Source organism: Chengkuizengella axinellae (assembly GCF_030730905.1).
Classification (GTDB): Bacteria; Bacillota; Bacilli; order Paenibacillales; family KCTC-33759; genus Chengkuizengella; species Chengkuizengella axinellae.
Genome location: NZ_JAVAMP010000013.1, coordinates 136659 through 149395 on the forward strand (window position 1 = coordinate 136659; position 12737 = coordinate 149395).

Consider the following 12737-nt stretch of genomic DNA (forward strand, 5'->3'; position numbering starts at 1 on the left):
CGAATACTCCCCACCAGCTACCTAATAAGCCGGTGGGGATGATACATACTTGACTTTGAATTTATACTCCAATACTACTTTTTCAATCGTTGCTTTAATTTTTATCAAAGCTAATAAAAAGGAGACTTCCGACAAGTTCAGCGAACTCAAGAGAAACCTCCATTAAGGAAATGTTAAACCACACAAGACCGATGACTAAACCTGTTATCCTCCCACTTAACTTTTGTTATAAATTTTCCTAAATCTAAACCAACCTTAATCATCTATTACCCTCCTTTGGATGATATCTGGATATTATCTTTTTGTGATTTGTTAAAAGTGTATTAGCTACCGTTTATACAATATGCTTACTTTTTTAAAATAGAATGTTTAGAAGTTTAAGGAAGTGTCAATAATGTTGATAGGGAGAGTGATTAAAGTGTTTGGTTTAGAAAAGCCAAGAGCTCCGCTTGGAAAATGGATAGATCGTAGAGGAATAAAACAAGAATGGTTAATTAAGAAAAGTAAACTTGGAAGAAACACAATAACTTGGGCGTGTAGTGATCGTGATTATATGCCTAGTGGGAAAACAATGCAAAAAATAATAAAAGCCCTCAGAGAAGTTGATCCTTCTGTTAGAGCTGATCAATTTTGGGATTTATGAAAGGAGAATTGAAAAAAATGAAATGTTTATACTGTAAAAAGAAGCTTTATAAGAAACAAGACTTTTGCAATAATAAATGTAAAAAACTAAAAATAAAAAGAAACATGGAGCAACTATTATCTTTAAGCTGTTAGATTGCAATATTTTATAAAATATTAGTTTGATATAATATAATTACACTTGTACAAGTCTTTAAAGAGTTTAAAACATATTGTTTATTGAGCAAATAGGTCTTATTGGGGATAAGACGGAATCACTGACTTAGGTTGGTGGTTTTTTTGTATGTTATAATACCAAAGTAATATTTTCCCAATTATATCATTTGAAAGGTGATGTATTTTAATGAAAAAACGATTTACTTCATTAGCAATACTTATATTATGTTTTACTTTGGCAGTTCCTGTATATGCAACTGACTCACCTCCTGTCATTATTGATCCTACTGAATCATTTGACCATTATGAATTCTGGTACAATCATTTTATTAACTTTGAGAATTTAGTGGCTCCAACAATTAAAGTAGCTCCTATGAGTGAGGAAAATGAAAATTACCCAGTTATTGAAAACATTGATACATTGGTTGCTCCTGGTGGAGATGGAGGTGACGATGAAGGTGGGATTGGAGGTAAAACCTTATAATGAGGTTGCAAAATTCAAAAGTTTTTAGAAAAACAGATGAAACGTTCAAAAAGGCGAATCATAATCCCTAGTCATAATAATCTTTATGTCTTGTGTATCTCCACCATCACATTCAATATATCCACCTTTAACAAGTCCGTTCAAAGTTGAGCGGACTGTTTTTTCATCTTTGCCTGTTTTGATTTCTATTTCATTGATGGATGGCATTCTTTTTCTAGTAGCTGAGTAATTGTATAGGATTCTTAACACTTTTCTTTGTAGGTCTGTAAGCATGAAATCACCTCACACTTAGTATTTCACTAAACTTGATCCATTCATAATCATCTTTTGACTCAAGTTTAATTTGTCTAAGCTGAATATCGAATTTAGTTACTGTACCAGTTTTTAAGGTATTCTCTCCAAAAGCAGTAAACAATTCTATTGTGATCTTTGTTTGTTCCATCATTGATTGTGATAATTGTTGAGATATAATATTTATTTCTTCCTCTGCTAACTCTGGTTTGGTTTTTCTGTTTCTTTCCTTTTGGAAATGGTTCATTAATTCTTTATGTTCGGGTAGCATTATTCTGCTTGCCTCCCACATCATATTAGATCCTTCGGTTAGTTTATTTTCTTTCAATTGCTTCACCTCTTACGGAACGTTTGTTCTTATTATATAAGAGGTACAGGGAGATGTGCAAGAGTACAATTTTTGAGAATAGTTACACGTCCAGTCAATGCGATACCAAATTGAATACACTAATAAAAAACTATAAGGACGTGATCTAATGGGTGTTTTTGATAAGAGTATTTGCGATTGTTGTGTGTGTCCGATGCAGAGTGTTTTAGAGCAGTTGGTGGGGCAAATTGTAGGTATTGTAACTCCGACATTTACTGATTTTGTTACTTTAAATCAAGTAAAAGATTTTCTAGCTTATACTAATATAGGTATTATTCCTATTTGTGAAATTTCAGTATGTTCAACTTTTGATCCTACAATTCCTGTAGATATAAAGAAACGTATAAAAAAAAGTAAGGGTGAATGCGCATGTTGTGAAGACCCTATAACAAACATAGCAAAATCTTTGATTGGTGAAACGGTTGATATTGAGTTATTGTATCCTCCTGGTTCTTCACCCTTTACGGATGAAATTATGGATGTTGGTGAGGGAATTGTTGTTGGAAGATTTCAAATTTTTACAGACTTTTTATCTTCATGTGCAATAACAAAAATCATTACAACTAACTAACCAACAACAAATAAATAATCACAATCAAGATTTTCAAATTTGAAACAAATTAAATAATCACCACCAGTTACGTAAGCTAACAGGGAAATGAAATCATTTCTGTACATACTCTTAGCCCCTAAATAAACAAAAACAAGCTTCTCCTTAGTATGAGAGAAGCTTTTCCATGGGTGTCAGTAAATAAGCGCTTAGATATGACCGTAACCTTACTTTTATTATATTTAAATCATATACATGCTGACACTGGCATTACTCAAGGACCAATAGTAGATGTTGGGGAAGGAATGTTAAATCTTGGTGGCTCACGTTATGTGTCCACATGTAAATTAGTTAGTGTTCTTGTTCAACAATGATCAGTCCCCCACCAGCTACCTAAGCCATAAGCCAGTTAAAAGATGTAAATGTGGTGCCAAATGGGGTTTTTTGATAGATATAGGTATCGACTCTAAAACGGGTAAACGACAACAAAAATTCAAAGGTGGTTTCAGAACAAAGAAAGAAGCTGAATTAGTTGCTAATGAATTCATTAATGAATTGAATAACGGTAACTTAATAGATGGGACTAACGTAACATTTGAAGATTTTGCTTTTCAATGGCTGAGTATGTATGAGAGCACAGGAAAAATCAAAGTAAGCACAATTCGTGTGAGAAAGCATGAGATTTCTCGTTTAATGGATTACTTTGCAAATTATAATCCAACTAATAACATTAGAGAATATAAATTGTTAACACCAAAAACTAAAAGCGCAAAAAGAACAATTGACGTTTCACAAGATGTCATTAACGAACTTGAAGAACATAAAAAAACACAGAATAAATTCAAAATGCCTCACAGAAAAGTTTATCACGATAAAGATTTTGTTTTTGCTATTTTAGATGAAAAAAAACCTGGTTACCCTGAGTATCTAAAAAAAATTGCTAATAGAATGAGAAGGCTTCTTTAAATTGCAGAACTCAATTCAAACTTAACACCTCACTCATTACGACATACACACACTTCTTTACTTGCAGAGGCAGGAGTAGAACTTCAAGAAATTATGGATCGCTTAGGACATAAAGATGATAACACAACAAAACATGTTTATCTCCATGTGACTAAACCTAAAAAAAAGGGAGGCTTCCGACAAGTTCAGCGAACTCATGAGAAACCTCCATTAAGAAAAATGTTAAACCAATGTTTAACTTTCAACATTGTATTCTTCAAAACCATTGATACTATAGGCTTTTAAGGGGCAGATTACATCATGCGCCCATGAAACTTTAACTTTCAACGATATTGTACATAAGTTCACGGGAGTGCGGAATATCAATGGTTTCAAGCTTTTTATTCTGTAATATTATTAATCCAAATTAACCCCTGTTCACGGGCTGGCGTTACCAATCCGTTACCTTTTTGTTACCCACTCACTGCACCAAAGAAAACCACTGGACTAGTAGCCAGCGGTTTTCTTTAAAGGTGGATTTATTCCTTTTTCTAAGGTTTTTATGACCTGCAAAAAACACTCAAATGAATCAGGATCCTTATCTAACAGAATTGCTAATTTTTCTAGATCAATATTTTTGTATTTTTGATCCAACATTAATTGCCCCATTTCCCACGTAATTAGTTTAATTTGTTTATGTAAACTGTATTTCATGTATATATGTCTATACCCACTCCTGAAATACACCATATATTGTGTTACCTATATTATAAAGTACTATATATTGTATTTGCGAGTATTTTTTAGCCTTTCTCTTTCTTTTGGTGTGTTAATACCAAAAGGATTGCCAACTACAATGCTAAAGTCTGTGTCTGGTATTCTGCTTACAGCTGCAAATAAATTAATTAAAGTTACTGTGTTGGATTTGTGCCAATCAGGGGAATTTAAATAGTTTTGCCCCTCCCTGTCTGCAAGATCACCCACAAAAAACCTTTGATTTTCGTACTCAACTAATAAATTTTGTTCATCAAGTGGAACGTCCCCTCTTAACTCTCTGAATGTTGAAACACATGATAAATGACTTTGTGTACCTCCTCTCCATTTAATCTTTGTTTTGTACTTCCCAACATCTGCACCTACCGTTATCATTCCATCACTCCTTTGGATGTTATCTGGATATTATCCTGAGCTTAAAATCTATGGATTGATGTTATCTGGATAATATCTTTTTGCGATTTGTTAAGAGTGTATTAGCCACCGCTTGTCCATTATTCGCAATTTTTTTAGAAATATTGATTAAAAGATTTAGAAACTGTTAATACTGCGAAATAAGGAGAGTGATAGAAATTGTTTGGGTTAGGCAAAACAAGGACTAAGTTAGGTAAGTGGATAGATAAAAGAGGAATAAAGCAAGAATGGTTAGTTAATAAAACGAAATTAAGTAGAAACACTATTTCATGGGTTTGTTCTGATACTAATTACACACCGGGGTTAAGAAGTGTTCAAAAAATAACAAAAGCCCTAAGAGAAGTAGATCCATCAGTTAGAGCTGATCAATTTTGGGATTTATGAAAGATGAAAGGGGGGAAATGTAAATGAAATGTTTATACTGTAAAAAGAAACTTAACGAGAAAAAAGACTTTTGCAATAATAAATGTAAAAAACTAAAGATTAAAAGAAACATGGAGCAATTATTATCTATATGTTAGATTGCAATTATTTGTAAAATATTAGAAGTTTGATATACTAGTATAGTACTGCATACCACCGACTTTATGTTGGTGGTTTTTTGTTATGTTATAATACTATATATTATTTTTTCAATGAAATGCCGTCCTTATGAATGAGGACGGTACGGAGAAATGTATGACTAAATTAACTTTAAAAACTATTATTTTAATAGTAGCAATTTCTTTAACTGGTTGTTCAATTGATACAGAAACAGAGAAAAACAAATCTAAAGATGTTGTTGATTGGCAAGTTCGAAATGAATATGTTAAAAACGGGAAGGTTCTCTTTACTTTATTTCATGTTCCAGAATTAACTACAGGTGAAACTTATGGATATGAGATTCATTTTACAGAGGCTTTTGAAACTGATGAAGATATAGAATTAGCGATTTATGCCTATCATAAGGAAACAGGAGAACGTATAATAGCATATTCTCCTAAAAAGATAAAACCTGAATCCACTTTAGGGTTCGTGGCTAAGCTAAACACTTTTATTTTTGAGGTTAAATATCCTCTAACAGGATTATGGAGATATGAAGTAATCCTAGATAATGAGATATACGGTGATGCTATTTTAGATATAAAAGAATAATTTAATAACTACTTTATCTATACGGTGAATCATAATCCCTAGTCATAATAATCTTTATATCTTGTGTATCTCCACTATCACATTCTATATATCCACCTTTAATAAGTCCGTTCAAAGTTGAGCGGATTGTTTTTTCATCTTTCCCTGTTTTGATTTCTAACTCAGGGATAGTTGGCATTCTACGTCTTGTAGCTGAGTAGTTGTATAGGATTCTTAACACTTTTCTTTGTAGGTCTGTAAGAATGGGATCACCTCACACTTAGTATTTCACTAAACTTGATCCATTCATAATCATCTTCATGCTCTAGTTTAATCCGCTTTAATTGAGTATCAAATTTTGTTACTATTCCAGTTTTCAAGGTATTCTCTCCAAAAGCAGTAAACAATTCTATTGTGATCTTTGTTTGTTCCATCATTGATTGTGATAATTGTTCAGATATAATATTAACTTCTTCCTCTGCTAACTCAGGTTTTGTTTTTCTATGTCTTTCCTTTTGGAAATGGTTCATCAATTCTTTATGTTCGGGTAGCATCATCCTGCTTGCCTCCTACATCATGTTTGATCCTTCAGTTAGTTTATTTTCTTTCATTCCATCCACCTCTTATAGAATATTTGTTCTTATTATGTAAGAGGTACAGAGATATATGCAAGAGTACATTTTTGGAATGCAGTACACGCGTCCAATCAAAACATCTTTTTAACTCATACAATACATTAACACATAATGAAATGGAGATGATTATATGGGTGTTTTTGATAAGTCAATATGTGATTGTTGTGTTTGCCCAATGCAGAGTGTGATGAAGGGATTAGTTGAAACGAGTGGTATTTCTGTGGCTTTTTTCACTCCTAATAATACTTTTTTTGCCACACTTAATTCTGCTGAGAATTTCGTAGCAAATACTAATAATGGTATGCTTCCAATCTGTAATGTCACCGCTGTAGCAGACGATTCTTTAGACAGAAGCACTCCTCTAAAGCCAATTCAAAATGACTCCAAGGGAGAATGCAGTTGTTGTGAAGACCCAAGTACAAATGAATTAGTTTCTTTGGGTGTAGGTTCAAGAGCTTTAATTGAATTTGTAAAAGGTGGTTTTTCGTTCACTTTACCTTTAGAAGGAAATATAACTAATATTGGAGAAGGAATTGTTATTTTAGATAACGTTATTGATGCTGATGGTTCAAATACTCCTAATTTTGCAATATCCACTTGTCAAATTACAAGAGTAGAGGGGACACAATAAAAATGATAAACATTAAGAAAGCTTCTCCCTATAAAAAAAGGAGAAGCTTTTCCGTAGGTGTATGAAAATAAGCGTTTAGAAGTGACCTCACTTTTATTATATTAAGTCCATTTACACCTTGACACTGACATTAGCGGATATTCCTTTATACAGTACACACGTCCAGTCAAACCATTACTTACTTGAATACACTAATAAAAAATGAAAGAACGTGATTTCATGGGTGTATTTGATGAGTCCATATGTGATTGCTGCGTCTGTCCTATGCAGTGTGTTTTGAAGGAGTTAGTGGGGGAAGTAGTTCAAATCGCCACTACAACAGATGCGTTAATTCTGATTTAATTAATGTGGATAATTTTATTGCGTTTACCTCCGCAGGAAATATACCAATATGTCAATTCACTGGTGTCATACCCTTTAATACAACAATACCAATAAATATGTTGAAACAAATAAAGAGAAACAAAGGGGAATGCGCTTGTTGCGAAGATACAATGACTAATTTATTAATATCTCTTAAAGGACAGAGGGTAACTATTGTATTTCTAGATGCTGAAATTACAGAGACTATAACTGAAACTGGAGAAGGGATTGTTATATTGGATAATAGAATTGCAGTTTCTACATGTGCAATAGTAAGCGTCACCCCTATATCTATACAACAACAAATTGATGATTCGTCTAGCTTTTTTAATTTCCAACAAATTAAAAACTCCTCACCAGCTACCTAAAGCCAGTGGGGAACAAACTTACTTCTGTACTATATTCTTAGCACCACTCCATAATCCACTAGCGGATAATTCCAAAGAGAAATAATTAAAAATAAAACTTCTCCTTAGTTATGGGGAGAAGCTTTTTTCATGGGTGTCTACAAATAAGCGCTTAGAGGTGACCGTAACCTTACTTTCATTATATTAAAACCACTTACATACTGACACTGTCATTAGCGGATATTCCTTTATACAGTACACACGTCCAGTCAAAGGAGTGCTTCTACTCATACAATGTAGAAAAAATGAGAAGGATGTGATTTCATGGGTGTTTTTGATGAAACTAAGTGTGATTGCTGTGTATGTCCTATGCAGTGTGTTTTGGAACAGTTGGTGGAGGAGACAATTTTTATTCAGACAGTTGTAAGTGAAGATGAAGTTGTTATTACTGGTGTTAAAGATTTTATTGTCTCTTCTGATATAGGAAATTTCCCGATTTGCCAAATAACACAAATGTTTATTGAAGACCCTACAAATACATTAATTACAAGGGTATTATCAGCCTTAAAACCTATAAAAAATAGTAAAGAGGAATGTGCTTGTTGTGAAGACCCTATGACAAATTTGCTTAAATTTGAGATTGGGAATACTTTCGAAATAGAATTTATTGGTCCAAATGTGCCTTTTACAGATGAAATATTAGGTGTAGGGGAAGGAATCGTCATAGGAGTTGCTTTTGAAGATGGATTCACATTTCTAGACATTTTTTCTTCGTGTGCAATAACAAGGACAACTCCAGTAACTCAACAACAAATTAATGATCCAGATAGACCTTCTAGAAGAAATACTCCCCCACCAGCTTAAAACCAGTGGGGATAATATTTAATTCACTTTAGAAGAATTATACTCTAATACCGCTTTTTCAATCGTTGCTTTGATTTCATCTTTGGTAAACTCAATTCCTAAACTACCTAGTTTTGTACTTGCGTAATCATAAGCAGCATCTAACTTTCTGATCCCTTTGATTGGTAAAATACTTTCTCAGCATAAGAAAAAGCCTCCTCTGAAATTTTAAGAAGAAGCTCTCTCTGTTCTTTATTTGTTTTTGACTGTATCCAGGATAAGACTTTATCCCTTAACTCAATTAATGCAGCTACTACTAATGTTGATATTACTGAAATAAGAGCAAACACGATTGTTTCTAAATATGGTTGTATAAGTTCATTCATTTTAATTTCCACCCTCCAATGTTTTATTTGATAATGGGTCTAACATAACGAAAAATAACCAAGGTAAGTCATTTAAAACCTCTTGGGGCTTGTCCTCTACTTTCTTTTTCCAATCCTCTACTTTATCAATCAAATCTCTTTCACTTAAGTTTTGAATAGATTCATGAGCCATTTTGATTTGCCATTCTTTTAATTTCATGATTACATCCTCCCTCGGTAAACAATCATAGTATTCTTTGACTACATCCTGTAATAACTGGTCATATGATTTGCCCATTTTAGATAAAGCGTTTTGTGGGTCTGTTTTACGTTGTGGATCAAGTATGTGATGACCAATAATTGCTTTTACAGGATCTAGTTCAAATTTGAAACATATATAAGCTAAAACCCACACATACCGTTTATAAGACTCCTCGTTGTTTATACTTCCTCTCAGATGAGAAAAACACAGTTCCACTCCTGCAGTTATATCATTTGCATCATCACCAAATAACTTATTGCCCATTGTCTTTTGATATTGAACATGCCATGCTTTTTCTGGTGTTTCAGTTAACAAAGGAATACATTCATAAATTTTTCCACATGGTTTCACTAGGGATGAAGCCAAACCACTGACTTTTAGTTGGTGGTTTTTCTTAATATAACTTTGTTTTTGTGATCCATATGATTGAAATACTTGTATGACTTTAACACGCACAACAATTCCCCTCACTACGTTAATCAGTGAGAGGAATTTTAGAGGTACTTAAATGAGCGCATTGGTGGTAAGGTTCTAAAAAACTCTATCTTCTTTATTAATTAATGACAATGTCTTGTGTCACATGTATCTTCACAATTTACAAGAAGTGAAGCTAAAACAATAACCAGTAAAATAAACAATACTAATACTACTGCTATACTAGTAAAAACACTCATTGATTTCACCTCCTATATTAAGAGATGTTATATACTATGTTCAAACCGCTCATTTGGCATGGACTGGTTCCCTAGTGCATGTACACATTTTTAGTAGCTTTAGAATGGCTTTTTCATTTAAAAGGTGAATCATAATCCCTAGTCATAATAATCTTTATATCTTGTGTATCTCCACTATCACATTCTATATATCCACCTTTAACAAGACCGTTCAAAGTTGAGCGGACTGTTTTTTCATCTTTGCCTGTTTTGATTTCTAACTCTGGAATGGTCGGCATTCTATTTCTAGTAGCTGAGTAATTGTATAGGGATTATTAATACCTTTATTTGTAGGTCTGTAAGCATGAAATCACCTCACACTTAGTATTTCACTAAACTTAATCCATTCATATTCTTCTTTTGACTCTAACTTTATCTGTCTAAGATGAGTATCAAATTTAGTTACTATTCCAGTTTTCAATTCATTCTGACCAAAAGCAGTAAACAACTCAATTGTAATTTCAGTTTGTTCCATCATGGATTGTGACAACTGTTCAGATATGATGTTTATTTCTTCTTCTGCTAACTCTGGTTTAGTTTTTCTATGTCTTTCCTTTTGGAAATGGTTCATCAACTCCTTGTGTTCGGGTAGCATCATTCTGCTTGCCTCCCACATCTTTGATCCTTCAGTTAGTTTATTTTCTTTCATCCACTTCACCCCTTACGGAACATTTGTTCTTATTATATAAGAGGTACAGGGAGATATGCAATAGCACAATTTTTGAGAACGTCCAGTCAAAATCCTCAGTAATGAATACACTACTAAAAAATGATAAGGAAGTGATTCTTATGGGGGCTTTTGATCGCACAATCTGTGAATGCTGTGCATGCCCACTGCAATGTGTTTTAGAGAATTTCGTAGGAGAAATCGCTACTATACAAGTCACACCTATTTTTGGAGGTAATATTCGAATCCAAGAAGTTAAAAACTTTATTCTCTCTGGTATAAACCTAGATGATGATAATAAACCTATTTTTATTTCGCTTTGTGATATAAACGTCGTCACAATAGAGACAACAACACTTCCAGATGTAAAACCGATTCAAACAGATAAGAAAGGGGAATGTGCATGTTGCGAAAATCCTATGACTAATATAGCAAATTCGTTAATAGGTAACTTAATATCAATTACTGGTGTATCTTCAACTATACGCAAGGTAGGAAAAGGAGTTATACTTGGTCAATTTGGAAATGAACCAACATTCCTCGTTATTTATTCCAGTTGCAATGCTTCTGCAATAATAGTTGAAACAACTTAATCTTCACTCAAAGAAGAAGTGGCAGCGCAAAACTCTAATAGTAGAAAAAATATCAAACCTTTCAACAAAAAAACATCCCCACCAGCTAACTAAAGCCAGTGGGGAATGAACTCACTTCTGTACAATATTCTTCGCACCACTCCATAATCCACTAGCAGCTAAATCCCATGGAGAAAATAAACAAAAACAAAGCTTCTTCTTTTTACGGAAGAAGCTTTTTCATGGGTTTCTTCAATAATTCTTAAGTGACTGTGTCCTTATCTTGATTATACAAATATAACTTATATTCTAATAGTAGCCATTAGCGGATATTCCTTTATATAGTACACACGTCCAGTCAATCCAATACCACCATGAATACACTAATAAAAAACTATAAGGATGTGATTTTATGGGCGTTTTTGATGAAAGTAAGTGTGATTGTTGTGTTTGCCCCATGCAGTGTGTTTTGAAGGAATTAGTGGGTTTAAATGCAGGAGACGTAGGGATTATTACGCCTACATTTGTAAACGATAATCTAATTATTAACAATGCAAAATACTTCACTGCCTTTACTACCTTTGGTAGTATTCCAATTTCTCAAGTTACTTTAGCTGCAACCTTTGATCCAACAATTCCAGTTGAGATAAACAAGCCGATTAAAAAAAGTAAGGGAGAATGTGCTTGCTGTGAAGATCCTATAACAAACTTAGCAAAGTCCCAAATTGGTGAAATTGTTGAAATAGAGTTTGTTGGTCCTGAACTTTTTTCCTCTACAAGAGTTGAAATTATAGATGTCCAAGAAGGAATTGTAATTGGTAGAAATTTCGGTAACCCCAATGAAACTGATTTTCTTTCATCATGTGCAATAACAAGAATTACTCCATTTAATCAACAACAAATTAACAATCAACCTAGATTTTCAAGTTTTCTACAACTTAAAGAATCCCCACCAGCTACCTAAAGCCAGTAGGGATACATAATTACTTCACTTTAGAATTATAATCAAACACAGCTTTTTCAATCGTTGCTTTGATTTCATCTTTTGTAAATTCAATTCCTAAATCACTTAGTTTTGAACTCACATAATCATATGCAGCATCTAACTTTTGTGGTCCCTTTGATTGATAAAATACTTTTTCAGTATAAGAAAAAGCTTCCTCAGATATTTTTTGAAGAAGCTCTCTCTGTTCCTTATTTGTTTTTGACTGTATCCAGGATAAGACTTTATCCCTTAACTCAATTAATGCTGCCACCACCAAAGTTGATATTACTGAAATAAGAGCAAACACGATCGTTTCTAAATATGGTTGTATAAGTTCATTCATTTTATTTTCCACCTTCCAAATTTTTATTTTCACTTAAACGGTCTAACATAACGAAAAGTAACCAAGGTATATCATTTAGAACCTCTTGAGGCTTGTCCTCAACTTTCTTTTTCCAATCTTCTGCTTTATCAATCAAATCTCTTTCACTTAAGTTTTGAATAGATTCATGAGCCATTTCTATTTGCCATTGTTTTAATTTCATGATTACTTCCTCCTTCGGTAAACAATCATAGTATTCTTTGACTACATCCTTTAACAGTTGGTCATATGATTTA

General features: G+C 33.1%; 24 protein-coding genes and 2 pseudogenes. 12 read left to right on the plus strand and 14 right to left on the minus strand.

From position 1 onward, the window contains the following. Positions 1-21: 21 nt before the first annotated feature. A complete protein-coding gene (locus Q5Y73_RS19800; RefSeq protein WP_305993645.1) occupies positions 22-150 on the minus strand; it encodes a hypothetical protein in 129 nt (42 codons plus the stop codon). 244 nt (positions 151-394) lie between these two features. Here Q5Y73_RS19800 and Q5Y73_RS19805 point away from each other — a divergent pair, with 244 nt between their 5' ends. Together Q5Y73_RS19805 and Q5Y73_RS19810 are read left to right on the plus strand one after the other, a co-directional pair. Beyond that, entirely contained in the window at positions 395-643 is a 249-nt protein-coding gene (locus Q5Y73_RS19805; protein WP_305993646.1) for an XRE family transcriptional regulator, read from the plus strand. Between the two features lie 342 nt (positions 644-985). Next, positions 986-1282, plus strand: coding sequence for a hypothetical protein (locus Q5Y73_RS19810; protein WP_305993647.1), 297 nt, complete (start codon positions 986-988; stop codon positions 1280-1282). A 45-nt stretch (positions 1283-1327) separates the two neighbouring features. On the opposite strand, the gene Q5Y73_RS19815 is transcribed toward Q5Y73_RS19810, so the two are convergent. After that, positions 1328-1555, minus strand: a complete 228-nt coding sequence (locus tag Q5Y73_RS19815) for a helix-turn-helix domain-containing protein (protein ID WP_305993648.1) — start codon at positions 1553-1555, stop codon at positions 1328-1330. A gap of 4 nt (positions 1556-1559) precedes the next feature. Next, positions 1560-1901: a YolD-like family protein gene (locus tag Q5Y73_RS19820; protein WP_305993649.1), complete on the minus strand. Its 342-nt coding sequence runs from the start codon at positions 1899-1901 to the stop codon at positions 1560-1562. Between the two features lie 148 nt (positions 1902-2049). On the opposite strand from Q5Y73_RS19820, the gene Q5Y73_RS19825 reads away from it, so the two are divergent. The 3 genes and pseudogenes from Q5Y73_RS19825 (at position 2050) to Q5Y73_RS25000 (ending at position 3670) form a co-directional block, all read left to right on the plus strand. Beyond that, a complete protein-coding gene (locus Q5Y73_RS19825; protein ID WP_305993650.1) occupies positions 2050-2511 on the plus strand; it encodes a hypothetical protein in 462 nt (153 codons plus the stop codon). A 170-nt stretch (positions 2512-2681) separates the two neighbouring features. Further along, positions 2682-2864 carry a hypothetical protein gene (locus Q5Y73_RS19830; RefSeq protein ID WP_305993651.1) on the plus strand — a complete coding sequence of 61 codons (183 nt, stop codon included), beginning with the start codon at positions 2682-2684 and terminating at the stop codon, positions 2862-2864. Between the two features lie 70 nt (positions 2865-2934). Continuing rightward, positions 2935-3670: pseudogene (locus Q5Y73_RS25000) on the plus strand (site-specific integrase). Positions 3671-3942: 272 nt separating this feature from the next. Here Q5Y73_RS25000 and Q5Y73_RS19845 read toward each other — a convergent pair. Both Q5Y73_RS19845 and Q5Y73_RS19850 read right to left on the minus strand, forming a co-directional pair. Further along, positions 3943-4092, minus strand: a complete 150-nt coding sequence (locus Q5Y73_RS19845; protein WP_305993653.1) for a hypothetical protein — start codon at positions 4090-4092, stop codon at positions 3943-3945. A 120-nt stretch (positions 4093-4212) separates the two neighbouring features. After that, complete coding sequence (locus tag Q5Y73_RS19850) at positions 4213-4584, minus strand: ParM/StbA family protein (protein ID WP_305993654.1); 372 nt, start codon at positions 4582-4584, stop codon at positions 4213-4215. Positions 4585-4782: 198 nt separating this feature from the next. On the opposite strand from Q5Y73_RS19850, the gene Q5Y73_RS19855 reads away from it, so the two are divergent. Next, the gene (locus Q5Y73_RS19855; RefSeq protein ID WP_305993655.1) at positions 4783-5007 is read left to right on the plus strand and encodes a helix-turn-helix domain-containing protein; all 225 of its coding nucleotides are present in this window, start codon (positions 4783-4785) and stop codon (positions 5005-5007) included. A gap of 294 nt (positions 5008-5301) precedes the next feature. Then, entirely contained in the window at positions 5302-5757 is a 456-nt protein-coding gene (locus tag Q5Y73_RS19860; protein WP_305993656.1) for a hypothetical protein, read from the plus strand. A 13-nt stretch (positions 5758-5770) separates the two neighbouring features. Here Q5Y73_RS19860 and Q5Y73_RS19865 read toward each other — a convergent pair whose 3' ends face one another. Continuing rightward, positions 5771-5935 carry a hypothetical protein gene (locus Q5Y73_RS19865; RefSeq protein ID WP_305993657.1) on the minus strand — a complete coding sequence of 55 codons (165 nt, stop codon included), beginning with the start codon at positions 5933-5935 and terminating at the stop codon, positions 5771-5773. Positions 5936-6005: 70 nt separating this feature from the next. Next, positions 6006-6293, minus strand: coding sequence for a YolD-like family protein (locus Q5Y73_RS19870; RefSeq protein WP_305993658.1), 288 nt, complete (start codon positions 6291-6293; stop codon positions 6006-6008). Positions 6294-6501: 208 nt separating this feature from the next. Between Q5Y73_RS19870 and Q5Y73_RS19875 the strand changes: the two genes are divergently transcribed. From Q5Y73_RS19875 to Q5Y73_RS19885, 3 genes are all read left to right on the plus strand, one after another. Beyond that, positions 6502-7002 carry a hypothetical protein gene (locus Q5Y73_RS19875; protein ID WP_305991775.1) on the plus strand — a complete coding sequence of 167 codons (501 nt, stop codon included), beginning with the start codon at positions 6502-6504 and terminating at the stop codon, positions 7000-7002. A gap of 248 nt (positions 7003-7250) precedes the next feature. Further along, positions 7251-7733: a hypothetical protein gene (locus Q5Y73_RS19880; protein WP_305993659.1), complete on the plus strand. Its 483-nt coding sequence runs from the start codon at positions 7251-7253 to the stop codon at positions 7731-7733. Positions 7734-8036: 303 nt separating this feature from the next. Further along, on the plus strand, positions 8037-8576 hold the full coding sequence (locus tag Q5Y73_RS19885) for a hypothetical protein (RefSeq protein ID WP_305993660.1): 540 nt from the start codon (positions 8037-8039) through the stop codon (positions 8574-8576). Positions 8577-8594: 18 nt separating this feature from the next. Here Q5Y73_RS19885 and Q5Y73_RS24930 read toward each other — a convergent pair whose 3' ends face one another. From Q5Y73_RS24930 to Q5Y73_RS19905, 5 genes are all read right to left on the minus strand, one after another. Next, positions 8595-8747: a phage holin, LLH family gene (locus Q5Y73_RS24930; RefSeq protein WP_371320246.1), complete on the minus strand. Its 153-nt coding sequence runs from the start codon at positions 8745-8747 to the stop codon at positions 8595-8597. Continuing rightward, a complete protein-coding gene (locus Q5Y73_RS19890) occupies positions 8717-8941 on the minus strand; it encodes a hypothetical protein (protein ID WP_305993661.1) in 225 nt (74 codons plus the stop codon). The genes Q5Y73_RS24930 and Q5Y73_RS19890 overlap by 31 nt, the downstream gene beginning before the upstream one ends. 1 nt (position 8942) lies before the next feature. Next, positions 8943-9638: a peptidoglycan recognition protein family protein gene (locus tag Q5Y73_RS19895; RefSeq protein WP_305993662.1), complete on the minus strand. Its 696-nt coding sequence runs from the start codon at positions 9636-9638 to the stop codon at positions 8943-8945. 331 nt (positions 9639-9969) lie between these two features. Further along, the gene (locus tag Q5Y73_RS19900; RefSeq protein WP_305993663.1) at positions 9970-10134 is read right to left on the minus strand and encodes a hypothetical protein; all 165 of its coding nucleotides are present in this window, start codon (positions 10132-10134) and stop codon (positions 9970-9972) included. 71 nt (positions 10135-10205) lie between these two features. Further along, on the minus strand, positions 10206-10544 hold the full coding sequence (locus tag Q5Y73_RS19905) for a YolD-like family protein (protein WP_305993664.1): 339 nt from the start codon (positions 10542-10544) through the stop codon (positions 10206-10208). Between the two features lie 140 nt (positions 10545-10684). Between Q5Y73_RS19905 and Q5Y73_RS19910 the strand changes: the two genes are divergently transcribed. Then, a complete protein-coding gene (locus Q5Y73_RS19910) occupies positions 10685-11155 on the plus strand; it encodes a hypothetical protein (protein ID WP_305993665.1) in 471 nt (156 codons plus the stop codon). Positions 11156-11546: 391 nt separating this feature from the next. Next, a complete protein-coding gene (locus tag Q5Y73_RS19915) occupies positions 11547-12098 on the plus strand; it encodes a hypothetical protein (protein ID WP_305993666.1) in 552 nt (183 codons plus the stop codon). Positions 12099-12117: 19 nt separating this feature from the next. On the opposite strand, the gene Q5Y73_RS19920 is transcribed toward Q5Y73_RS19915, so the two are convergent. Together Q5Y73_RS19920 and Q5Y73_RS19925 are read right to left on the minus strand one after the other, a co-directional pair. Next, complete coding sequence (locus Q5Y73_RS19920) at positions 12118-12462, minus strand: phage holin (RefSeq protein ID WP_305993667.1); 345 nt, start codon at positions 12460-12462, stop codon at positions 12118-12120. A gap of 1 nt (position 12463) precedes the next feature. Further along, a pseudogene (locus tag Q5Y73_RS19925) lies at positions 12464-12737 on the minus strand (hypothetical protein); the annotation flags it as partial.